This window comes from Henriciella aquimarina (assembly GCF_002088975.1).
GTDB classification, from domain to species: Bacteria; Pseudomonadota; Alphaproteobacteria; order Caulobacterales; family Hyphomonadaceae; genus Henriciella; species Henriciella aquimarina.
Genome location: NZ_NCST01000041.1, coordinates 23726 through 44365 on the forward strand (window position 1 = coordinate 23726; position 20640 = coordinate 44365).

The 20640-nt window shown below is 62.0% G+C and carries 24 protein-coding genes; 16 read left to right on the forward strand and 8 right to left on the reverse strand.

Going from position 1 to position 20640, the window contains the following annotated elements; translation table 11 throughout:
* Positions 1 to 37 precede the first annotated feature (37 nt).
* The 7 genes from topA (at position 38) to B8784_RS06475 (ending at position 7271) form a co-directional block, all read left to right on the forward strand.
* Positions 38 to 2638 carry a type I DNA topoisomerase gene (topA, locus tag B8784_RS06450; protein WP_084396778.1) on the forward strand — a complete coding sequence of 867 codons (2601 nt, stop codon included), beginning with the start codon at positions 38 to 40 and terminating at the stop codon, positions 2636 to 2638.
* Between the two features lie 27 nt (positions 2639 to 2665).
* A complete protein-coding gene (locus B8784_RS06455; RefSeq protein WP_084396779.1) occupies positions 2666 to 3124 on the forward strand; it encodes a GNAT family N-acetyltransferase in 459 nt (152 codons plus the stop codon).
* A gap of 89 nt (positions 3125 to 3213) precedes the next feature.
* Positions 3214 to 3366 (forward strand): hypothetical protein, encoded by a 153-nt coding sequence (locus B8784_RS21565; RefSeq protein ID WP_158085609.1) that lies wholly within the window; start codon positions 3214 to 3216, stop codon positions 3364 to 3366.
* A gap of 64 nt (positions 3367 to 3430) precedes the next feature.
* Entirely contained in the window at positions 3431 to 5680 is a 2250-nt protein-coding gene (rnr, locus tag B8784_RS06460; protein WP_084396780.1) for a ribonuclease R, read from the forward strand.
* Positions 5680 to 6408 (forward strand): NUDIX hydrolase, encoded by a 729-nt coding sequence (locus tag B8784_RS06465; protein ID WP_084396781.1) that lies wholly within the window; start codon positions 5680 to 5682, stop codon positions 6406 to 6408. The genes rnr and B8784_RS06465 overlap by 1 nt, the downstream gene beginning before the upstream one ends.
* Positions 6409 to 6504: 96 nt before the next feature.
* A complete protein-coding gene (gene rpmG, locus B8784_RS06470; protein WP_084396782.1) occupies positions 6505 to 6672 on the forward strand; it encodes a 50S ribosomal protein L33 in 168 nt (55 codons plus the stop codon).
* A 134-nt stretch (positions 6673 to 6806) separates the two neighbouring features.
* Positions 6807 to 7271 carry a universal stress protein gene (locus B8784_RS06475; RefSeq protein ID WP_084396783.1) on the forward strand — a complete coding sequence of 155 codons (465 nt, stop codon included), beginning with the start codon at positions 6807 to 6809 and terminating at the stop codon, positions 7269 to 7271.
* A gap of 18 nt (positions 7272 to 7289) precedes the next feature.
* Here the strand turns inward: B8784_RS06475 and B8784_RS06480 are convergent, their stop codons facing one another.
* Positions 7290 to 8660 (reverse strand): PleD family two-component system response regulator, encoded by a 1371-nt coding sequence (locus B8784_RS06480; RefSeq protein WP_084396784.1) that lies wholly within the window; start codon positions 8658 to 8660, stop codon positions 7290 to 7292.
* Complete coding sequence (locus B8784_RS06485; protein WP_084396785.1) at positions 8657 to 9049, reverse strand: response regulator; 393 nt, start codon at positions 9047 to 9049, stop codon at positions 8657 to 8659. The genes B8784_RS06480 and B8784_RS06485 overlap by 4 nt, the downstream gene beginning before the upstream one ends.
* Before the next feature lie 125 nt (positions 9050 to 9174).
* Between B8784_RS06485 and B8784_RS06490 the strand changes: the two genes are divergently transcribed.
* From B8784_RS06490 to B8784_RS06515, 6 genes are all read left to right on the forward strand, one after another.
* Positions 9175 to 10455, forward strand: a complete 1281-nt coding sequence (locus tag B8784_RS06490; protein ID WP_084396786.1) for a DNA polymerase IV — start codon at positions 9175 to 9177, stop codon at positions 10453 to 10455.
* Positions 10456 to 10530: 75 nt separating this feature from the next.
* Positions 10531 to 10992 (forward strand): RidA family protein, encoded by a 462-nt coding sequence (locus B8784_RS06495; RefSeq protein WP_084396787.1) that lies wholly within the window; start codon positions 10531 to 10533, stop codon positions 10990 to 10992.
* A gap of 7 nt (positions 10993 to 10999) precedes the next feature.
* Complete coding sequence (locus tag B8784_RS06500; RefSeq protein ID WP_084396788.1) at positions 11000 to 11728, forward strand: glycerophosphodiester phosphodiesterase family protein; 729 nt, start codon at positions 11000 to 11002, stop codon at positions 11726 to 11728.
* A 15-nt stretch (positions 11729 to 11743) separates the two neighbouring features.
* Positions 11744 to 12907 carry a GNAT family N-acetyltransferase gene (locus B8784_RS06505; protein ID WP_084396789.1) on the forward strand — a complete coding sequence of 388 codons (1164 nt, stop codon included), beginning with the start codon at positions 11744 to 11746 and terminating at the stop codon, positions 12905 to 12907.
* A 14-nt stretch (positions 12908 to 12921) separates the two neighbouring features.
* The gene (locus tag B8784_RS06510) at positions 12922 to 13356 is read left to right on the forward strand and encodes an HIT family protein (protein WP_084396790.1); all 435 of its coding nucleotides are present in this window, start codon (positions 12922 to 12924) and stop codon (positions 13354 to 13356) included.
* A 142-nt stretch (positions 13357 to 13498) separates the two neighbouring features.
* Positions 13499 to 13951 carry a hypothetical protein gene (locus tag B8784_RS06515; protein WP_084396791.1) on the forward strand — a complete coding sequence of 151 codons (453 nt, stop codon included), beginning with the start codon at positions 13499 to 13501 and terminating at the stop codon, positions 13949 to 13951.
* A 44-nt stretch (positions 13952 to 13995) separates the two neighbouring features.
* Here the strand turns inward: B8784_RS06515 and gatB are convergent, their stop codons facing one another.
* From gatB to gatA, 4 genes are all read right to left on the reverse strand, one after another.
* Complete coding sequence (gatB, locus tag B8784_RS06520; protein WP_143435337.1) at positions 13996 to 15507, reverse strand: Asp-tRNA(Asn)/Glu-tRNA(Gln) amidotransferase subunit GatB; 1512 nt, start codon at positions 15505 to 15507, stop codon at positions 13996 to 13998.
* 94 nt (positions 15508 to 15601) lie between these two features.
* Entirely contained in the window at positions 15602 to 15928 is a 327-nt protein-coding gene (locus B8784_RS06525; RefSeq protein ID WP_084396793.1) for a hypothetical protein, read from the reverse strand.
* Between the two features lie 50 nt (positions 15929 to 15978).
* Positions 15979 to 16248, reverse strand: coding sequence for a hypothetical protein (locus B8784_RS06530; RefSeq protein WP_084396794.1), 270 nt, complete (start codon positions 16246 to 16248; stop codon positions 15979 to 15981).
* Positions 16249 to 16258: 10 nt separating this feature from the next.
* Positions 16259 to 17731, reverse strand: coding sequence for an Asp-tRNA(Asn)/Glu-tRNA(Gln) amidotransferase subunit GatA (gatA, locus tag B8784_RS06535; protein ID WP_084396795.1), 1473 nt, complete (start codon positions 17729 to 17731; stop codon positions 16259 to 16261).
* Between the two features lie 176 nt (positions 17732 to 17907).
* Here gatA and B8784_RS06540 point away from each other — a divergent pair, with 176 nt between their 5' ends.
* Positions 17908 to 18360 (forward strand): DUF6491 family protein, encoded by a 453-nt coding sequence (locus tag B8784_RS06540; protein WP_084396796.1) that lies wholly within the window; start codon positions 17908 to 17910, stop codon positions 18358 to 18360.
* 55 nt (positions 18361 to 18415) lie between these two features.
* Here B8784_RS06540 and B8784_RS06545 read toward each other — a convergent pair whose 3' ends face one another.
* Positions 18416 to 18727 (reverse strand): hypothetical protein, encoded by a 312-nt coding sequence (locus tag B8784_RS06545; protein WP_084396797.1) that lies wholly within the window; start codon positions 18725 to 18727, stop codon positions 18416 to 18418.
* 93 nt (positions 18728 to 18820) lie between these two features.
* Positions 18821 to 19108, reverse strand: a complete 288-nt coding sequence (gatC, locus tag B8784_RS06550; protein WP_084396798.1) for an Asp-tRNA(Asn)/Glu-tRNA(Gln) amidotransferase subunit GatC — start codon at positions 19106 to 19108, stop codon at positions 18821 to 18823.
* Positions 19109 to 19195: 87 nt separating this feature from the next.
* On the opposite strand from gatC, the gene ruvX reads away from it, so the two are divergent.
* Entirely contained in the window at positions 19196 to 19654 is a 459-nt protein-coding gene (ruvX, locus tag B8784_RS06555) for a Holliday junction resolvase RuvX (RefSeq protein WP_084396799.1), read from the forward strand.
* On the forward strand, positions 19651 to 20577 hold the full coding sequence (locus B8784_RS06560; protein WP_084396800.1) for an AEC family transporter: 927 nt from the start codon (positions 19651 to 19653) through the stop codon (positions 20575 to 20577). The genes ruvX and B8784_RS06560 overlap by 4 nt, the downstream gene beginning before the upstream one ends.
* Positions 20578 to 20640 lie beyond the last annotated feature (63 nt).

Below are 20640 nucleotides of genomic sequence, written 5' to 3' on the forward strand. Positions count from 1 at the left end.
CCAACCAAGTTCCGCCGCTCTCCGGAGGATCCATTATATGAAAGTTGTTGTTGTTGAGTCGCCTGCCAAAGCCAAGACGATCAACAAGTATCTCGGCAAGGATTACAAGGTACTGGCCTCTTATGGCCACGTCCGTGACCTGCCGTCGAAGGACGGGTCTGTCGATCCGGACAATGATTTTGAGATGGTCTGGCAAGCCGATTCCAAATCGGCCAGCCGCATCCGTGAAATCGCAGATGCGACCAAGTCCGCCGACAAGCTGATCCTCGCGACCGACCCGGATCGCGAGGGCGAAGCGATTTCCTGGCACCTTCTGGAAGCCCTCGAAAAGCGCAAGGCGCTGAAGGGCATCCCGGTCGAGCGCGTCGTTTTCAACGCGATCACCAAGAATGCCGTGACGAATGCGATGGAACAGCCGCGCGAGATCGACCAGGAGCTGGTCGATGCCTATCTCGCCCGCCGGGCCCTCGACTATCTGGTCGGCTTCAACCTCTCGCCTGTGCTCTGGCGCAAGCTGCCGGGCTCGCGCTCGGCCGGCCGGGTGCAGTCCGTTGCCCTGCGCCTGATTTGCCAGCGCGAACTGGAGATTGAGACCTTTGTCGCGCAGGAATACTGGTCGATCGAGGCCGATCTGCGCGCCAGCGACGGGACAGATTTCAAGGCCCGGCTGCATGCGCTCGACGGGAAGAACCTGAAGAAATTCGACCTGCCGGACGAAAAGGCCGCCACGGCCGCGCTCGAAGCGGTGAAGGTCGGCGGCTATTCCGTTACCTCCGTGGAATCGAAGCCGGTCAAGCGCAATCCGCCACCGCCCTTCATTACCTCCACCCTGCAGCAGGAAGCCTCCCGCAAGCTCGGCTTTGCAGCCAAGCGCACCATGCAGGCCGCCCAAAAGCTCTATGAGGAAGGCCGCATCACCTATATGCGGACCGACGGCGTCAACATGGCCGAAGAGGCCTATCACGCCTCGCGCAAGCAGATCGAAAGTGATTACGGCGCCCGCTACCTGCCGGAGAAACCGCGGCGCTATTCTTCCAAGGCCAAGAACGCCCAGGAAGCCCACGAAGCCGTGCGCCCGACCGATTTCAGCGTCCGCCCCGAAGCTTATCGCGGCGATGGCGACCTGAAGAAGCTTTATACGCTGATCTGGCGCCGGGCCGTCGCGTCGCAGATGGAAGCGGCCGAATTCGAACGGACGACGCTGGACTTCCTCTCCAAGGACAAGCGCGCCCAGCTGCGCGCCAGCGGCCAGGTCATCGTCTTTGACGGCTTCATCAAGCTCTATACCGAGGGCCGCGATGATGGCGACGATGACGAGGACAGCCCGGACCGCCTGCCGAAGATGAAGGAAGGCGAGCATGCCGACCTGAAGGAGGCCAAGTCCGAGCAGCACTTTACCCAACCGCCCCCACGCTACACCGAAGCTTCCCTGGTCAAGCGCTTGGAAGAACTCGGCATCGGGCGCCCGTCGACCTATGCCTCGACGCTGTCGACGCTGGAGGATCGCGACTATGTCCGCCTCGAGCAGAAGAAGCTGATCCCCGAGGACAAGGGCCGGCTGGTCACGGCCTTCCTGGAGAATTTCTTTGCCCGCTATGTCGAATACGACTTCACGGCAGAGCTGGAGGAAAAGCTCGACGTCATTTCAGATGGCAAGCTCGACTGGAAAGCCTTCCTGCGGGACTTCTGGGTCCAGTTCCAGGCCGCTGTTGCCGATACGAAAGAACTGCGTGTTTCCGACGTTCTCGACGCGCTGAACGAAGCGCTTGGCCCCTATGTCTTCCCGGCGAAGGACGCGGATGGCAACGAGAAAGCCAATCCGCGTGAATGCCCATTGTGTGGCGAGGGCGAGCTGTCGCTGAAGCTCGGCCGCCACGGCGCCTTTGTCGGCTGCTCTCGCTATCCCGAGTGCAAGTTCACCCGGCCCTTCTCGGTCGACAATGAGAAGGAACATGCGATCAATCCGGAAGGCGAGGAGCTTGGCCTGCATCCCGATACGGGCGAGCCGGTCCTGCTGAAGACCGGACGGTTCGGCCCCTATGTCGAAACCTCGAACGGCGAAGGCGAAAAGCCCAGACGCACCAGCCTGCCCAAGGGCTGGGATCCGCAGTCGCTGACGCTGGAAAACGCGCTGAAACTGCTGTCCCTGCCCCGTGAAGTCGGCAAGCATCCGGAGGATGGCGAGCCGATCCTCGCCAATCTCGGGCGCTATGGCCCCTATGTGCAACACCAGCGCACCTTCGCGAACGTGCCGAATATCGAGGAACTGTTCGAGATCGGCCTGAACCGGGCCGTCACGCTTATCGCCGAGAAGAAGGCGAGCCGGGGCGGTGGACGGGCAGCGGTCAAGCCGCTGAAGGAGCTTGGCAAGCATCCGGGCGACGACGAGCCGATCCATGTCTATGAGGGCCGCTACGGGCCTTACGTCAAACACGGCAAGACCAATGCGACCCTGCCAAAGGAGACGACACCGGATACGGTGACGCTCGAGCAGGCCATCGAACTGATCGATGCCAAGGCGAAGAAGCCCGCCAAGAAGAAAAAGGCGCCGGCGAAAAAGAAGACCACCGCCAAGAAGACGACGGCCAAAAAGACCTCGACAGCGAAGAAGACCTCGACGGCGAAAGCCAAGGACTAACCGACGGACTTGTGAGGGCCGGTAGCAATGAAAGTCAGGCCAGCCACGCTGGACGACCTGCCGGTCCTGCTTGAGTTCGAGCAGGGCATCATCGCCGCCGAACGGCCTTACGATCCGCTGCTGAAGCCCGATCCGATCAGCTATTACGATATCGGCGAGATGATCGAGGCAGACGATGCCGAGGTCATGGTCGTCGAAATAGGCGGCGAACTTGTCGCTTCGGGCTATGCGAAGACCCGGCGGTCGCGCCACTACACCTCGCCGGACTGGCATGCCTTTCTTGGCTTCATGTTCGTGAAGGAGGGTTTTCGCGGCCGCGGTCTCAACCGCGTCCTACTCGATGCCCTGCTGGGCTGGGCCCGCCGACACGACCTGACGGAAGTCCGCCTCACGGTCTATCCCGGCAATGAGCCGGCCATACGCGCCTATGAAAAGGCGGGTTTTTCCCCCTATCTCACAGAAATGCGTCTCGGTCTGGACGATTAGGCCCCTTCCACCTTGCTTTCATGGTAAACTGAACCAGATCGGCTGGGAGACGTTGAATAGCTTTGTGAAATAAAAACAAGGCATTTCAAATGACGACGGAAGGACAGACCATGACCGACCCGAAACTTCAGACAGACGAAGCCCGCCAGGGCGAAACCGGCTATGGCGTACGCTGGATCCTGGGTATCTCGGTAATTGCCGCCATCTTCGCGATGGGCATCCTCATCGGGACGATGATTTGAGGCAGACGCCAGCCTGCCTGAATGAATCCGAGCATATGAACGCAGAATCCCTTATATCGTGGCCATGAGTTTTCCCGACCGCGAGACAGTACTCGACTTCATCTCCAATAATCCCTCGCTCACGACGAAGCAGGAGATTGCGCGCGGCCTGAAGGTCAAGGGCCGCGAACGCCAGGCCCTGCGCGCCATCCTGAAAGAGCTTGAAGCCGACGGGACGCTGGAACGCACCGGCAAGCGCGCTTGGGCCAAGGCGGACACACCGCCGCCCACCGGCGTCGTGGTTTTCGAAGAAATCGACAAGGATGGCGATCTGATCGCCCGTGCTGTCGGGCGTGAGGGCACATTCGGCCCACCTATCCGCTATGCCGGCTATCAGGGCAAGTCGCGTGGGCCGGCCCCCGGCGTCGGAGACCGCGGCCTTGCCAAGGTCAATGAGAGCAATGGCGAATACCACGCCAAACTGATCAAGCTGTTCGAACAGCGTGACGAAGACAGCCCGATGACCGGGCGCTTCGAACGCAATCCGAAGGGCGGGCGCGTTATCCCGGCCAGCCGCAAGGACAAGCGCACGCTGCTGATCGACAGAAGTGACAGTAAGGGCGCCGAGGATGGCGACCTGGTCACTGCCATACCGAAGCCAGGCAAGCCGAACGGCCCGGCCTTTGGCGTCGTGACCGAAATTCTCGGGCGCATGGACGATCCGCGCGCGGCCTCCCTGCTCGCCATTCACGGCCACGACATCCCGGTCGAGTTCCCCAACGATGTCCTCAACGAAGCTGAATCGATCAAGCCGCTGCCGACCGAGCGCGAGGACCTCACTCATCTCGACCTGATCACTATCGACCCGGCCGATGCACGCGACCATGACGATGCCGTCTATGCCGAAAAACTGGACGATGGGTGGAAGGTGATTGTCGCGATTGCCGATGTGGCGGCCTATGTCCGGCCCGGCACCGCGCTCGACCGCGAGGCGCAGAAGCGCGGCAACTCCACCTACTTCCCCGACCGCGTCGTACCGATGTTGCCCTTCGAGCTTTCGGCGGATGCCTGCTCGCTAGTCGATAATGAGGATCGGCCCTGCATGGCCGTCGAGATGATCTTCGACCAATCCGGTACGAAACGCTCTCACCGGTTCATTCGCGGCACGATGCGCTCCAAGGCCAAGCTTGCCTATGAGGACGCCCAGGCCGCCATTGACGGCAAGACGGGCGGACCGGGCGAACCTTGGCTGGAACCAGTCCTGAAACCGCTCTGGGGCGCGTATGAAGCGCTCGGCAAGGCACGGGCGAAACGCGCCCCGCTCGATCTCGACATGCCGGAAAAGAAGGTCGAGATCGACGAGGACGGCAAGGTCACAGCCATTGTCGAAAAGGAACGCTTCGATGCCCACCGGCTGATCGAGGAGTTCATGATCCAGGCCAATGTGGCCGCCGCCGAGACACTGGAAAAGCTCGGTGCGCCCATGCTCTACCGCGTCCACGACCAGCCTTCCGACGCCAAGATCGCCGCACTGGCGGACTTCCTGCAGACGCTCGACATCAAATGGGCGCTGGGCGAACGCCCGCAAACCCACCGCTTCAACAAGCTGCTCGGCGAGACGCGCGACACAGATCATTCGGAAGCCGTCTCCGAGATTGTCCTGCGCTCACAGGCCCAGGCCATCTACGATCCGGACAATGTCGGCCATTTCGGGCTCAATCTGACGCGCTATGCCCACTTCACCTCGCCCATCCGGCGCTATAGCGACCTCGTCATTCACCGCGCCCTGATCAGCGCGCTGAAGCTTGGCGATGATGGGCTGACCAAGGAAATGGGCGCGCAGCTGCACGATCTCGCCAGTCATCTCGTCGACACCGAGCGCCGCTCCATGGCGGCCGAGCGCGAGGCGACCGACCGCTATCTCGCCCTCTACCTGCAGGACCGGGTCGGCGCGGAATTCGAAGGCCGGATCACCGGCGTGACGCCCGCCGGCCTCTTCATCCGCATGGCCGGAACCGGGGCAGACGGGTTCTCCCCGATCTCGCGGCTGTCGGATGACTACTGGGTCCATAATGAGCAATCGATGGCGCTCATCGCCCGCGGGTCGGGTAAGCGGTTCGAGCTTGGCCAGACGGTGAAGGTACGCCTGCAGGAAGTGACCCCGCTCCAGGGCGGGCTTCTGCTCGAGGTCCTCTCGCCGCCCAAACCGAAAAAGCCCGGCGAAAAACCGCCCCCCTCGCGTGGCGGCAGGTCTGGCCCGCGTGGAAAGAACCGTGGCAAGCTTTCTTCCAAGCCCCGCCACAAGGGGAAGAAGAAAAAGGGAGGAAAGCGCTGATGACCGTCAAACTCGGCAGCGCTTATGACAAGGAAGGCGACGGCGACATCATCCAGAAGGATAAACCGACACCGCGTCCGCGCGATGCCGCCACCCTGATCCTGATACGCCGCGACCAGGCCCAACCGCGCCTGCTGCTTGGCAAGCGCTCCGGGCGTCATGACTTCATGCCGGATAAATACGTCTTTCCTGGCGGACGCGTCGACGCCGCCGATGGGCGCGTCCCCAGCTTGTCGGAACTGCGCGGCCCCGTCGAACGGATGCTGGCCCACAAGACGCGGCGCAAACCCCGTGCTTTCGGCCTGACGGCGATCCGCGAGACATTCGAGGAAACCGGCCTGATCGTCGGACGTCCGGGCGATTTCCCGGGCACCCCGGCGGCAGACTGGACGAAGTACGCCGCACAAGGCGCCGCGCCCTGCCTCAAGGGCTTCACCTTTATTGGCCGGGCGATCACCCCGCCCTACCGCCCGAAACGGTTCGATGCGCGCTTCTTCATGGCCGAAGCCGAGGATGTGCTGATCGACGAGCGCCCCGCCATAGACGGCGCCGAGTTGCACGACCTGCAATGGGTAACGTTGAAAGATGCCATGGGGCTCGACCTGCCCAATGTGACCCGCTTCATGATTGGCGAAATCGATGAGCGCCTGAAACAGAAAGATCCTGAAGGCTTGCGCCCGCCCTTCCTGCGCTGGACGCCCGGCGGGCATTCCCGCGACAGGATCTGAGTTTCAGTGCTATGCGCACAGCCGCTTGACTTTGGGCACCTGCCCCTTCATTAAGCGCCCTTCGAATTCCAGAAACACCCGAAACGAGCTTTTGTCATGGCCAAGCCGACAACCATCAAGATTCGCCTGAACTCGACTGCCGGGACGGGCTTTTTCTATGTGACCAAGAAGAACCCGCGCAACCTCACCGAAAAGCTGGTGATGCGCAAATACGACCCGATTGCGAAAAAGCATGTCGAGTTCAAGGAAGGCAAGATCAAGTAAAGGTCTTCTCCTTCGAGACGTCTTTGAAGAGCCGGGCCGAAAAGCCCGGCTTTTTCTATGCTTTCTCCGTAATACCCCCTATGGAGTCCGGCACATGCTGGTTATGATATTGCCGCTAGCAATAGGAGGTTTTTATGGCTCTGGAATTCAATAAGGTTGTTGCTGTGATTGATGTCGATGACAGTCTGGCAGAGACCGTCTTCGATATCGCAAAGCAGATGACGGCCGCCTCCGGTGAGCTGCACGCCATCGATTCCAATCCTTACATAACGACCTTCGAATCTCCTTATGCGAGCGGCGCGCTGGAAGCCGATGCCAAGGCGCATGAGGCGGATGGCAAGCGGCGCATGGACAAGCTCAAGGAACTGGCTGACACAAAGGGCGGAGCCGCGAAACTCGCTGTGCTGGAAGGTAATCCCTCCCGCGATGCGGCCAGCTATGCCAAGAAGAACAATGTCGACCTGATCGTCATCGGCTCACACCAGAAGAACTGGTGGAAGCGGCTTCTGGAAGGCTCCGAAAGCTCCGACATGATCCGCGAAGCCCCTTGCGCGGTCTTCGTCGTGACCACGGCCCATCAGAAGCGCGCCAAGGCCTGACAGGCCCCCTAGCCTGCCTCAGGCGGCAAGATTACTGACACGGTTCCGTCCGGCCGTCTTGGCGCGGTAAAGCGCTTCGTCGGCCCGTTTCAGAATGGCGGCAACCGTGTCGTTCTCGCCCTCGAATGCGGCAACCCCCGCGCTCACCGTAACGCTGAGCGTCTGATGCCCTTCTGAATCGAGCTCGAAAGGCCCGGCCGCAATCGCCCGGCGGATACGCTCGGCCGCCTTGCAGGCGAGCTGACCGCTTGTCTCCGGCATGATGATGAGAAACTCTTCCCCGCCCGGACGGCAGACAATGTCCTTCGGGCGGACATGGGTGAGGATGCGTTCGGCAAATTGCTGCAGCACCCGGTCGCCTGCTTCGTGGCCATACTTGTCGTTGACCTGTTTGAAGTGGTCGATATCGGCCGCGATCACCGACATGGACTGACCGCCGGAGGCGGCGCGCTTCATCCACAGCGCCAGCTGATTGGTCATGTAACGGCGATTGTAGAGCCCGGTCAGCTGGTCGACCACGGACAGTTCCAGGCCCCGGTCGACCCGCCGGCGCAGGATCTCCATGTACCGGGTCCGCTTGGTCTGCGTCGACACACGTGCCGTAAGCTCTTCGGAAATGATCGGCGTCAGGATGACATCGTTTGCCCCAAGCTCCAGCGCCTGGGCCGCCATATCCTGGTCCTGCGGATCGGCGACCACGATGATCGAAAGCCCGCGCGTGACCTCGCTCGTGCGAAAATGCGCACAAAGACGCAGCGGGTCATAGGTCTGATGGCTGAGCGAGAGCAGGACAATGTCGAGATTGCTGCTGCGGCGATCGCCGGGGCTGCCGGCCTCGTCCAGCGAGAGGACCCGGTGCCCGGCCTCCTCGAGAGGCTGGCGGATCGCCTTGCTGCCACGCGGATTCGTGTCGACGAGAAGGACATTGGCCTTGCGGTCGAGCGAGAGCGTTTCTTCCTCGCTCAGCGCCCCGGCGCGCACGCCGCTCGCCTCGCGTTTTCTGAGTTCGCCGGCCACGGCATTGTAGCGGTTGAGCGCATTGATCCGCGCCATCAGCGCGAAATCGTCCACGGGCTTGGTCAGGAAATCGTCTGCACCGGCCTGCAGGCCGCGCACGCGGTCTGCTGTTTCGCTGAGCGCGGTGAGCATGACGATCGGAATATGTGCCGTCTCGGCGTCTTCCTTGAGCCGGCGGCAGACCTCGTAACCGTCCATGCCTGGCATCATGATATCGAGCAGGATGATATCGGGCTCTTCGGTCCGCGTGAGTTCAATGGCCTGCTGCCCGTTTTCGGCCAGCAGGACACTGTAATACTTCGCCTCCAGCTTCGCCTGCATCAGACGCCGGTTGGCGAGGATGTCGTCGACAACAAGGATGCGGGCGCTCATGCAGCCTGCCTGTCAGAAACCAGTTCTTCGACGGTTGAAAGGAAGGAGCGCATCTGGATCGGCTTGGAGAGATAGCCTTCGCAGCCGGCCTCGCGCACCCGCTGTTCATCAGCGCGCATCGCGAACGCCGTCACGGCGAGGACCGGGATGTGACGAATCGCTTCGTCATCCTTGATCCAGCGGGTGATATCGAGGCCGGAAACTTCCGGCAGCTGGATATCCATGACGATCAGATCCGGCATGTGCTGGCGAGTCAGTTCGACGGCTTTGGCGCCATCACGGCATTGCAACGTCTCGAAGCCGAAGGCATCCAGCAGGTCGCAGAAGAGCCGCATATTCAGCTCATTGTCTTCCACGACCAGGACGGTTTTCTTGTCGCCTGTTGCCATTACTGCGATCTCAACTGTGCGCGTGATTCCCTCAACCAACAAATTTCTAGCACGGAGAGTCTTAATCTTTGTTTGAACCGGCCATTTGAACTTGTCCCGATCCCGGGAACATGAGATGAACAAACATGCATAGTCTGTGCAGGACCTGCTCGCATATCTTTGCCGGACAGGCGGATGCCTGCCCGCAATGCAGCAGTGCCCGTCTCATATCCCATCCCCGGCTACCCCACCTCTCCGTCGCCCACATCGACTGTGATGCATTCTACGCAGCAATCGAGAAGCGCGACAATCCCGAACTGCGCAACAAGCCCGTCATTGTTGGCGGGGGCACGCGCGGCGTGGTCTCGACATGCTGTTATATTGCCCGGCTGGACGGGGTGCATTCGGCGATGCCGATGTTCAAGGCGCTGAAAGCCTGTCCGAACGCCGTTGTCCTTCGTCCGGATTTCCAGAAGTATTCAGCCGTCTCGCGCAATATCCGGGCGAGGCTCGAAGCATTGACCCCGCTTGTTCAGATGGTCTCCATCGATGAAGGCTACGTCGACCTTTCCGGCACAGCGCGCCTGCATGCCCATCCGCCGGCGGCCCTGCTGGCGACACTGGCGCGTGAGATCGAGGAGGATCTCGGCATCACCATCTCGATCGGCCTCTCCGCCAACCGCTTTCTCGCAAAGATGGCCAGCGAGATGGACAAGCCGCGCGGCTTCGCCGTGATTGCGCCCGAAGAGGTTGGCGACATTCTGGGCCCGATGCCGATCAGCACCATTCACGGCGTCGGCCCCACCTTCTCGAAGCGGCTTGCGGGCGATGGCTACCGGCTGATCAGCGATGTCCGCCGGGCGGATCGAAAGACGCTGCTGCTGCGATATGGCGAGAGCGGCCAGCATCTCTGGGAACGCGCCCACGGGATCGACCACAGGACAGTGTCGCCCAAGCACGAGCGCAAATCCGTCTCTGCCGAACGGACCTTCAGCGAGGACATTTCAGACCGGGCCATCCTGGAAGACCGGCTCTGGTCTGTCTGCGAGGAAACCGCCACCCGCGCCAAGAAGCACGGCATTGCGGGCTATGTCGTCACGCTGAAGCTCAAGCGGAAGGATTTCCGCACCCTCACCCGCAGCGTCACGCTGAGCGATCCGACCCAGCTCGCCCAGACATTGTTCCGCACCGCCCGGCCGCTGCTCGAACGCGAGACGACGGGGCGCACGGCCTACCGCCTCATCGGGATTGGCCTCTCCGACCTCTGCCCGTCCGGCGAGGATCATGCAGACCTTGTCGACCCTGGCGTCGCCAAGCGCGCGGCGGCCGAACGGGCCGCCGACAAGGCCCGTCACCGCTTCGGTCTTGCCGCCGTCCAGACGGGTCGCGGCGTGCGGCTGGAAAAGCGCAATTCACCCCGCGACTGATCTGCACCTTGCCCGGCAGCGGCGCATGTGTCTAAACCGCCTCAAATCCAACATGACGTAGGAGCATCCTCTCACATGAGCCCCCCTGAAGCCCGTCTTGCCGACCTCGGCATCTCCCTGCCCGAACCGATGAATGCTGTTGCGAACTATGTTCCCTTCGTGATCAGCGGCAACCAGCTTTTCATCTCTGGCCAGATCAGCGCCACGCCGGACGGGCGAATCACGGGGCGGCTCGGCGAGACGATGGACCTGCCGGCCGGCCAGCAGGCAGCCCGTCAGTGCGGCATCAACCTCATTGCCCAGTGCAAGGCCGCCGTCGGCGACCTGTCCAGGATTTCGCGGGTCGTGAAACTTGGCGGCTTCGTGAACTCGCACCCGCTCTTCACCGACATCCCGCAGGTCATCAATGGCTGCTCCGACCTCATGGTCGAGGTCTTCGGCGACAAGGGCCGCCATGCCCGCTCGGCCGTGGCCTGCCCCACCCTGCCGCTAGGTGTTGCCGTGGAAATCGACGGAATATTCGAGATCGAGGGCTGATACAGATATGGCGGAGCGGTTCCCGCTGCTCGATTATGCTTATGCCCATCGTGGCCTCTGGCGCGAGGATGGCCGGCCTGAAAACAGCCTGGAAGCCATTCTCGCCGCCGCAGATGCGGGGCTTGGCTGCGAAATCGACGTCCGCCCCGCCGCCTGCGGAACCCCTGTCGTCTTCCACGATCCGGTGCTCGACCGGATGACGGACCAGGCCGGCCTGGTTTCACATTACCCGGCCGACTATCTCGAAACGCTCTACCTGAAGGGGCGCGGCACCTTTGCCAGGCTGTCCAAAGTGCTGGACGCCTGGCCGGGAGAGACGCCCCTTCTCATAGAGATGAAGATCGACGGCAGCACCGATGCCTTCGGCTTTGCCAGGCTCGTCTCAGAGCGAGTGGCGGCCCACAAGGGGCCGGCGGCGCTCATGAGCTTCAGCCCGCGGGCCGTCAGTTCTGTCGAGGCCGGCCTGATGAAGGGCGCGCTCGTCATGCCGAGCCTGATGACGTCCGACGATCTTCCGCTGGACGCGCTGATCAGCAGCGCCGCCGGTCTGACGCCGGATTATCTTGCCTGCCACGTCACGGATGCCGAAGCGGCTGCCCGCATGGCGAGCGATTACGGTTTGCCCATGGCGGTCTGGACGGTCCCCAGCGCGGACATCGCCAAAAAAATGGCGCGTCTGCCTGTGGCCCAGATCTTCGAAGGCTTCGATCCGGCCTTTGCGCGGCCGGGCACATGACCTACCTTTGACGGTATGGACGAAGCGAGTTTCCAGATCCGGCTGATTCACGGTCTCAACGAAATCGATCCAGATGACTGGAATGCCATCGCCAATCCCCCCGGTCTGCCATACGACCCTTTTCTGAGCTGGGAATTCCTAGAAGCCCTCGAACAGACACGCGCCGCCTGTCCCGAGACCGGCTGGGCCCCGCATCATATCCTTCTTGAAGCGCCAGGCCGCGGCCTCATCGGCGCGATGCCGCTCTATCTCAAGGCACACTCGCAGGGCGAATTCGTCTTCGACCATGGCTGGGCGGATGCCTATGAACGCGCGGGCGGACGTTATTATCCCAAACTGCTATCTGCTGTGCCCTTCACGCCTGTGACCGGCCGGCGGCGCCTCGTCAAACCAGGCCCGGACGAGACGCGGATCGCCAATGCCCTGCTGTCCGGCGCCGTCCAGATCGCCCACCAGAACGACCTCTCCTCGCTGCACGTGAACTTCATCTCGAAAGACGAAGCCGACGCGATGGAAGAGACCGGGCTGATGATCCGCACCGACCAGCAATTCCACTGGCACAATCGCGGCTATGAAAGCTTTGACGATTTCCTCGCCGAGCTTTCCTCGGCCAAGCGAAAGAACCTCCGCAAGGAGCGCCGCAAGGCGCAGGAGGGGCTCGATTTCGTCCACCTTACCGGCGATGAGATCACCGAGGCCCACTGGGATACTTTCTACGAATTCTACATGGACACCGGCGCGCGCAAATGGGGCTCGCCCTATCTCAACCGCGAGACCTTCTCGCTGCTGGGCGAGCGGCTGCGCGACCATATCCTGCTTGTCTTCGCCATGGAGGACGGCACCCCGATTGCCGGCGCGCTCAACATGATCGGGGGCGAACGCCTCTTCGGGCGCTACTGGGGCACGATCGACCCGCGCCCCATGCTGCATTTCGAGACCTGCTACTATCAGGCCATCGATTTCGCCATCGACCACGGGCTGAAAGTGGTCGAGGCCGGCGCCCAGGGCGGTCACAAGCTGGCGCGCGGCTATGTGCCGGAGACGACCTACTCAGCGCACTGGATCGCGCATGAAGGCCTTGCCATGGCCATCGAGGACTATCTCGAGCGCGAACGCGTCGCGGTTGACCGGGATGCGGCTTTCCTTCGCGAGCGCACACCCTTTAAGAAAGACAGATGAAAGGGGCCTGATTCATGACACTTCACGACCAATACGATCCCGACAATATCTTCGCCAAGATGCTGCGCGGCGAGGTGCCGTGCGTGAAAGTGCTCGACGACGATGTCGCGCTCGCCTTCATGGACATCTTTCCGCAGGCCGAGGGTCATACCCTCGTCGTGCCGAAAGATGTCGAGGCGCGCAATCTGCTGGAGATGCCCGCCGAGAAGCTCGGGCCATATATGGAGCGTGTGCAAAAGGTTGCCGTCGCGGTGGAAAAGGCCCTCAAACCCGACGGCCTCGTCGTCACGCAATTCAATGGCGCGCCCGCCGGCCAGACGGTCTATCATCTGCACTTTCACATCATTCCGCGCAATGAAGGTGAGTCGCTCAGGCGGCATGCTGGCGGAGACCCGGCTGACACGGAAACCCTCAAAGGGCTCGCCGACCGGATTGCTGCTTACATCTGAAGTTTGGAACTGAAACGCCCCATAGACGTTCTATATCGTCCATAGCCTTATTGCATGTTTTTGCAGCTTGAGGCGCAACCACGTGACAGACGTCATGGAGCGACTGAATTATAGCCACGCCTCTCCATCAGGAGCGGCAGTTATGCAGTATCAGAACGGGTCCCGTCTTCGGGACAAGGCCGCAGAAAGCGGCGCGCCGCAAACCCGCGCGGAAGTTGATTCCATGATTGCGCAGGCCAACAAGTCGGACATCCTGGTCTTCGTGCAACGCTGGCTCGGTCTGGACGACGAACTCCTGCAACTTTCTCAGCAAGCTGACCATGTCGAGACGGTTCTCGGCGACAAGCTGCTTGGCGGCATGCTGAAGCAGCGTGCCCAGGACGTGATTTTCACCATGCAACGCCGGGCCAGGGATCTGGCTCGTCTGGTGGCCCAACAGCCCGAAGACATTGGCGCGAAATGCTATGTCCGCGCCCGGCTTCTGGAGATCAGTCCGGACGACGCCGAGACGCCCGAAAAGCTCTGTGAAGGCATCCTCAAGGATGTCGAGCGGCTCGGCATCGACGTGCCTGGTCTGAGACGGCCGTCCCACTGATGAGCTTGCGCGAACGCGCCGGCCCAGCCAGACCCGTAACGCCTCTAAAGCCCCAGTTTCTGTTTCAGGATCTGATTGACGGCCTGCGGATTGGCCTTGCCGCCGGAGGCTTTCATCACCTGCCCGACAAACCATCCCATCGCTTTCGGCTTTTCCTTCACCGATTCGGCCTGTTCCGGATTGGCCGCGATGATCTCGTCGACAATCGCTTCGATGGCACCGGTATCGGTGACCTGTTTCAGCCCATGCTTCTCGACAATCTCGCCCGGGTCGCCCTCGCCGTCGATCATGCGTGCGAAGACGTCCTTGCCAATCTTGCCGGAAATGGTGTCGTCGGAAATGAGATCGATCAGCGCGCCCAGCTGCACGGCTGAAACCGGGCTGTCGGCAAGCTCCAGGTCTTCCCGGTTGAGATAGCCGAACAGCTCCTGGCTGACCCAGTTGGCCGCAAGTTTTGCGTCCCGGTTATGGGCGACGACCTCGAAGAATTCCGCCCGCTCGGCATCGGCCGTCAGCACGCCGGCATCATAGCGCGACAGGCCATAATCCTTTTCGAAGCGGGCCCGTTTCTCATCGGGCAGCTCCGGCAGACTTTCGCGGATATTGTCGATGAAGAGGTCATCGATTTCCAGCGGCAACAGATCCGGGTCCGGGAAATAGCGATAGTCGTGCGCATCTTCCTTGTTGCGCATCGACCGCGTCTCGCCCTTGTTCGGGTCGAACAGCCGCGTCTCCTGGATGACCTTGCCCCCGCCCTCGAGGATCTCGATCTGGCGGCGGGCCTCATACTCGATGGCCGCCTGGATGAAGCGGAACGAGTTCATGTTCTTGATCTCGCAGCGCGTGCCGAGATGAGAGAAGTCGCCCGTCTCGCGGAACTTCTCATAGTCGCCCGGACGGCAGACCGAGACGTTCACATCGGCGCGCAGATTGCCCTTCTCCATGTCACCGTCACAGGTGCCGAGCGCGACGACGATCGACTTCAGCTTCTTCACATAGGAAGACGCTTCCAGCGGGCTTCTCACATCCGGCTTGGAGACGATCTCCATCAGCGCAACGCCGGAGCGGTTGAGGTCCACATAGGTCGCCGTCGGATCCATGTCGTGTATCGACTTGCCGGCATCCTGTTCCAGGTGCAGCCGCTCGATGCGGACCGGGAAGGCATAGGCCGGATCGCCATGCGCAGGCTCGACATCGACCTCGATTTCCCCCTCGCCGACAATCGGATGGTCGAACTGGGAAATCTGATAGCCCTGCGGCAGATCGGGATAGAAATAGTTCTTGCGGTCGAAGCGGGAGTATTTGTTGATCTTCGCCTTCAGGCCGAGGCCCGTGCGCACTGCCTGCTCGACGCACTTCTCGTTGATGACCGGCAGCATGCCCGGCATCGCCGCATCCACGAGCGAGACATTACAGTTCGGATCGGCCCCGAACCGGGTCGACGCGCCGGAAAAGAGCTTGGCCTCCGAGGCGACCTGGGCATGGACTTCCAGGCCCATCACCAGTTCCCAGTCTCCAGTCTCGCCTTTCAGCGTGTAGGTCGGGCGTTCACTCATGTCTGAATCATCCAGCAGTCAAATTTCGGTCGAGCCGCGTTTAAGCATAGCTGCCGCGGCCATGCCATAGGCCAAAACGCCCCCGGCGCAGCGATCAGCTGTCCTCGCGCCCCTCGGCTTTCTTCTGAGCCGCAGCCACGCGTGCCTTGCGGGCGGCCATGCGGTCCTTGATGTTCGCGCTGAGCCGGCTCGGCGCCTCTTCCTCGGCGGCCTTCTGGCTGCGGCGGTACTGAATGCGCTCGACGAAGATCGATCCGCGGATCGACACATAGAGTGCCACCACGACCGCGAGCAGCCAGTACATGCGCGTGCGCGGATGCAGCGGATTGACCCCCTGCTGCCACGCCATGAGGAAAATCATCAGCAGGAGGACCAGAAAGGCCCCGGTGGCATAGAGCGCGGTTTTCGTCTTTCTCGACATGTTTTCCATCCTAGCACCGCAGATAAAGCGCCGTCACGAGTCCAGATGCGCTAATCCTGGCCATCTCTTTCTTCCCAAAGGTCAGCCAGCGGCAGGAGCGGCAGAACGACCAGAAAGACGGCGAAGAGGAACAGCAGAGCCGGGATAGCAGCGCTCTTGTCCTGGGCCTCGACCGCGGCCCCCGAGACCATCCAGTGGACCGCCAGACCGGCCAGCATGGCCGCAAGCGGCCAGCGGATCCAGCGGTGGCGGAAGACCGGCGCACCAAAGACCCAGCTCACAGCCCCTTCGAGAAACTTGCGGTGGCCTCTGGTCGACATGACCGTCAGTCTACCACCACTTCTCCGGTCTGGCCACGAAGCCGGCGGCCTCTTCCAGCGCACCGGCAACCCGGAAACAGGTCGTCTCGTCGAGCGCCTTGCCGATGATCTGCAGACCAAGCGGCAGGCCCTGCTTGTCGAGCGCGGCCGGCACCGAAATGCCCGGCAGACCGGCCAGGTTCGCCGTCACGGTGAAGATGTCATTGAGGTACATCTGAACCGGATCGGCCTTCTCGCCATAGGCGAAGGCCGCCGACGGGCAGGTCGGTGTCAGCAGCGCGTCGCACTGGCCGAAGGCGGTGACGAAGTCGTTGAGGATCTTCTTGCGGACCTTCTGCGCGCGCAGATAGTAGGCATCGTAATAGCCGGACGAGAGCACATAGGTGCCGATCATCAGGCGGCGCTGGACTTCATCCCCGAACCCCTTCGAGCGCGTGCCCTCATAGGTGTTGACGAGATTGTCGCCATCGACACGGGCGCCATAGCGCATGCCGTCATAGCGCGCGAGGTTGGAGGAGGCTTCGGCCGGCGCAACAATGTAATAGGCCGGCAGGGCGTATTTGGTGTGCGGCAGCGTCACGTCGACAATCTCCGCACCCTGCTCCTTCAGCCATTCAATCCCCTGCGCCCACAGCGCCTCGATCTCTTCGGGCATGTCGTCGACACGGTATTCTTTCGGGATACCGATCTTCATACCCTGGACGCCACGATGAACCGCATCGCGCCACTCCGGCACCGGTTCCGGCAGCGAAGTGGAATCCTTCTCGTCATGCCCGCACATGGCTTCCAGCATGATCGCGCTGTCTTCCACCGTCTTGGCAATCGGGCCGGCCTGGTCGAGCGAAGAGGCAAAGGCGACGATGCCATAACGGCTGGCGCGCCCATAGGTTGGCTTGATCCCAACCGTGCCGGTAAAGCTTGCCGGCTGGCGGATCGAACCGCCTGTGTCGGACGCCGTCGCCCCGAGGCAGAGATCGGCCGACACCGCCGTCGCAGAGCCACCCGACGAGCCGCCAGGCGTCAGCGTCTGGTTCGAGCCTTGCCGGCGCCATGGATTGGCCGGCGGGCCAAAGCGCGAGGTCTCGTTCGACGAGCCCATGGCGAACTCATCCATATTGAGCTTGCCGAGCATGACGGCCCCGGCATCCCAGAGCTGCTGGGTCACCGTCGACTCATAGGTCGGGGTGAACTCGCCGAGGATGTTGGAACAAGCCGTCGTGCGCACGCCCTTGGTGCAATAGAGATCCTTCACGCCGATCGGCGCGCCTTCCAAGGCTCCGGCCTCGCCGGAAGCGATGCGCTTGTCGGAAGCGGCCGCCATCTCCAACGCCTTTTCCGGCGTCTTCACGACATAGGCATTCAGCGTCTCGTTCGAGGCTTCGATCTGGTCGATGAAAGCCTGAGTAATCTCGGTCGAGGAGAAAGCCTTGCGTTTGAGCCCGTCCAGGGCCGCAGCGAGCGTCAGTTTGGTCAGTTCGGTCATGTCGCGTTCAGATGTCCGGAAGTAAGCTTGCGCCTTCGTATGCAGTCCGGCCGCGAAAGTTCAAGCCCCGATAACGGATGAAGCTGATTTGAAACCCCGTGCCGTAAACGTCATTTAACGTGTAGACTGCGCGCATTCATGACGCGCGAGTTGTGAAAAATGATCTGGAGGACCCCATGACACACCTGATTCGCTCCCTCGCCGTGGCGACGGCAGCCTCCGCCATGCTGGCCGCCTGCTCCTCGGCACCGGCCGACTCGGAAAATGAGAATGAGTGGATGCAGGATGCCCGCCTTGGCGAGAAGGTCGACCGCATCTGTTTCAGAAGCAATATCGACAGTTTCCGCCAGAACACCCGTAACACGGTGATTGTCGAGAAAGGCGTGAATGACGAATACCTGCTCCAGACGATGGGAAACTGTTACGATCTGGACCACGCTCAGTCTCTCAGCTTCGACACGTCCATGGGCTCCAGCTGCCTGACCAAGGGCGACTCGATCTACGCTTTTGACAGCGTCTTCGGCCCGGATCGCACCGATCCCCCGTCCATCCGCTGCCCCATCGCAGCGATCTATGAGTGGAATGAGGATGCCGCTGAAGACGAAGAGGCCGACGCATCGGAAGACTAGCGCTTAGTCTGCCCTTGAAACGATAACGCGGCCGGCTCGATGTCGGCCGCGTTTTTTAGGTCGCGGCCTGGAAAAGCAGGATGAAGATACGGGCCAGAACGACAATCGCCGCCTGAACCACCATCGCAATTGTCCATGCGTTCGACAGCTTGAACAGCCAGCCCGCCGCCAGACCTGCGACAAACATGATGATGAGCGCCCCGAGCCAGTTCATGCCGATGGCGAAGACGAGGGTCAGATAGCCAACCACGACGAGGATGTGCAGGCCGGTCCACGCGCAAAATCGAAGAAAGCCCCCGAACATGGCTTCGCGCTTGTCCACATCGACTTTCGGCGGAATGTCGGGGTTCGTGTCGTACTCGACCATAACGACCTCCCATTTTCTGCTCCCGCCCTGACAGATTAAATCAATCAGGCAGTGTTGGGTTCCAGACCGGGACGTCGATTGTGTGGGAGGGGGCTATTCGACCGATTTCGGCACGACGAAGAAGCCATCTTCGCTCTTCGGTGCATTGGCCAGCACCTGGTCCTGGATGTTGCCGTCTGTGACGACATCCTCGCGCATCGGCAGGGTCGCATCGACAACCGACGTCATCGGCTCCACACCCTCGACATCGACTTCGGTCAGCTGCTCGATCCAGCCCATGATGGCAGAGAGTTCCTCGGCCAGCGGCTCGAGACGGTCTTCCGGCACGGCAATACGCGTCAGGCGGGCAACCTTGAGGACATCGTCTTTCGTCACGCTCATGGGCTTCAGGCTCTCTCCAATCGACAAGTGGCTGCGATACGCGCTAGGCAGGGCAAATTCAAGAGATGAGCCCAGAGTCAGCCACACATGCCCGTCACAGACCTCTCCGCCCTGCCCGCTTTCGGGCCGCTGATCGGTATTGACCCCGGCACAAAAACGCTGGGGATTGCCGCCTGTGACGCCGCCCGGCTGATCGCCTCACCGGTCGAGACGATCAGGAAAGGCCGCAAGCTTGGCCCCTCGCTCGACCGGCTGTTTGCCCTCATCGACGAGCGCGCAACCGTCGGCCTTGTCATCGGCCTGCCACTCAACATGGACGGCAGCGAAGGCCCGCGCGCCCAGTCGGCCCGCGCGCTCGCCCGTAACATTATCGCCCGGCGCGATCTTCCCATTGCCTTCCAGGACGAACGCCTCTCAAGCGCCGAAGCCGAGCGCGCCATGATTGCCGGCGATCTTTCGCGAGCCCGCCGCGCCGAACTCATTGACGCCTCGGCCGCCGCTATCATCCTGCAGACCGCCATCGACCGTCTGGCCAACACCTCATGAGCGCCTTCCTATCTGCGCTCGTCCCCATCATGCTGCTTGTGACGCTCGGCCGGTTTCTCGGCTGGCGCAAGGTGCTGCCCGACGATGGCTGGCGCGCCGTGGAACGGCTCACTTATGTCCTGCTCCTGCCGGCCCTCATCATCCGGGCGCTTGCCCGGGCCCCGTTCGAGACAGCCCCCTGGAAACTCGTCGTCGTCCTGATCGCCGCGCAATGCCTGCTCGGCCTGGTCGGGCTCCTGGCACGCGCCTGGCCCGGCATCCGGCGCCCGGAAGTGGGGTCGATCATCCAGTCGAACGTGCGCTGGAACACCTTTGTCGGCCTGTCGCTCGGCAGTGCGCTCTTCGGCGATGAGGGCCTCGCGCTCGTCTCGATCGCCGCGGCCGCCATGATCCCGACAGCCAACATTTTGAGCGTCGCCGCCCTGACCGCCCATGCCGAGCGTGAAACCGTGGTGCGCCGTCACCCGGCCGCCGAACTGATCCGCAATCCTTTGCTCATTGCCTGCGCCATCGGAGGTGGGCTTGCCGCGCTTGGCATTGACATTCCGCCGCTGATCGACAGCACGCTCGACCTTATCGGGCGCGGTACCATCGCGCTCGGCCTGCTCTGTGCCGGGGCCGGCATGGACATCTCCGCGCTGGGCCGGGCCGGCCTGAAAGCGCTCACCTGGTCGCTGGTGCGCCTGCTCGGCATGCCGGCGCTCGCCATCGCCGCGGCTCTCGCCATCGGGCTCACAGGGACGCCTTTCGCTGTCGCCGTTATCAGCGCCTCGACCTCGACGGCGACCACCTCCTACATCCTCGCGCGCCAGCTCGGCGGCGACGCGCCTCTGTCGGCCAATCTCATCGCGCTGCAGACCGTCCTCTCACTGATTACCATGCCGGTGATCTGGTTTGCCTGCACGGCGGCAGGCCTGTTCTGACATTTCGCCCTCTTGCCCCGATCCGGAATCGCGCATAAACCGCCGAAAATCGAAAGGTAAGGC

Bases quoted from the DNA above. Each gene is read 5' to 3' on its own strand.
- topA (WP_084396778.1), top strand. From the start codon at position 38: ATGAAAGTTGTTGTTGTTGAGTCGCCTGCCAAAGCCAAGACGATCAAC.
- B8784_RS06455 (WP_084396779.1), top strand. From the start codon at position 2,666: ATGAAAGTCAGGCCAGCCACGCTGGACGACCTGCCGGTCCTGCTTGAG.
- B8784_RS21565 (WP_158085609.1), top strand. From the start codon at position 3,214: ATGACGACGGAAGGACAGACCATGACCGACCCGAAACTTCAGACAGAC.
- rnr (WP_084396780.1), top strand. From the start codon at position 3,431: ATGAGTTTTCCCGACCGCGAGACAGTACTCGACTTCATCTCCAATAAT.
- B8784_RS06465 (WP_084396781.1), top strand. From the start codon at position 5,680: ATGACCGTCAAACTCGGCAGCGCTTATGACAAGGAAGGCGACGGCGAC.
- rpmG (WP_084396782.1), top strand. From the start codon at position 6,505: ATGGCCAAGCCGACAACCATCAAGATTCGCCTGAACTCGACTGCCGGG.
- B8784_RS06475 (WP_084396783.1), top strand. From the start codon at position 6,807: ATGGCTCTGGAATTCAATAAGGTTGTTGCTGTGATTGATGTCGATGAC.
- B8784_RS06480 (WP_084396784.1), bottom strand. From the start codon at position 8,660: ATGAGCGCCCGCATCCTTGTTGTCGACGACATCCTCGCCAACCGGCGT.
- B8784_RS06485 (WP_084396785.1), bottom strand. From the start codon at position 9,049: ATGGCAACAGGCGACAAGAAAACCGTCCTGGTCGTGGAAGACAATGAG.
- B8784_RS06490 (WP_084396786.1), top strand. From the start codon at position 9,175: ATGCATAGTCTGTGCAGGACCTGCTCGCATATCTTTGCCGGACAGGCG.
- B8784_RS06495 (WP_084396787.1), top strand. From the start codon at position 10,531: ATGAGCCCCCCTGAAGCCCGTCTTGCCGACCTCGGCATCTCCCTGCCC.
- B8784_RS06500 (WP_084396788.1), top strand. From the start codon at position 11,000: ATGGCGGAGCGGTTCCCGCTGCTCGATTATGCTTATGCCCATCGTGGC.
- B8784_RS06505 (WP_084396789.1), top strand. From the start codon at position 11,744: ATGGACGAAGCGAGTTTCCAGATCCGGCTGATTCACGGTCTCAACGAA.
- B8784_RS06510 (WP_084396790.1), top strand. From the start codon at position 12,922: ATGACACTTCACGACCAATACGATCCCGACAATATCTTCGCCAAGATG.
- B8784_RS06515 (WP_084396791.1), top strand. From the start codon at position 13,499: ATGCAGTATCAGAACGGGTCCCGTCTTCGGGACAAGGCCGCAGAAAGC.
- gatB (WP_143435337.1), bottom strand. From the start codon at position 15,507: ATGAGTGAACGCCCGACCTACACGCTGAAAGGCGAGACTGGAGACTGG.
- B8784_RS06525 (WP_084396793.1), bottom strand. From the start codon at position 15,928: ATGTCGAGAAAGACGAAAACCGCGCTCTATGCCACCGGGGCCTTTCTG.
- B8784_RS06530 (WP_084396794.1), bottom strand. From the start codon at position 16,248: ATGTCGACCAGAGGCCACCGCAAGTTTCTCGAAGGGGCTGTGAGCTGG.
- gatA (WP_084396795.1), bottom strand. From the start codon at position 17,731: ATGACCGAACTGACCAAACTGACGCTCGCTGCGGCCCTGGACGGGCTC.
- B8784_RS06540 (WP_084396796.1), top strand. From the start codon at position 17,908: ATGACACACCTGATTCGCTCCCTCGCCGTGGCGACGGCAGCCTCCGCC.
- B8784_RS06545 (WP_084396797.1), bottom strand. From the start codon at position 18,727: ATGGTCGAGTACGACACGAACCCCGACATTCCGCCGAAAGTCGATGTG.
- gatC (WP_084396798.1), bottom strand. From the start codon at position 19,108: ATGAGCGTGACGAAAGACGATGTCCTCAAGGTTGCCCGCCTGACGCGT.
- ruvX (WP_084396799.1), top strand. From the start codon at position 19,196: ATGCCCGTCACAGACCTCTCCGCCCTGCCCGCTTTCGGGCCGCTGATC.
- B8784_RS06560 (WP_084396800.1), top strand. From the start codon at position 19,651: ATGAGCGCCTTCCTATCTGCGCTCGTCCCCATCATGCTGCTTGTGACG.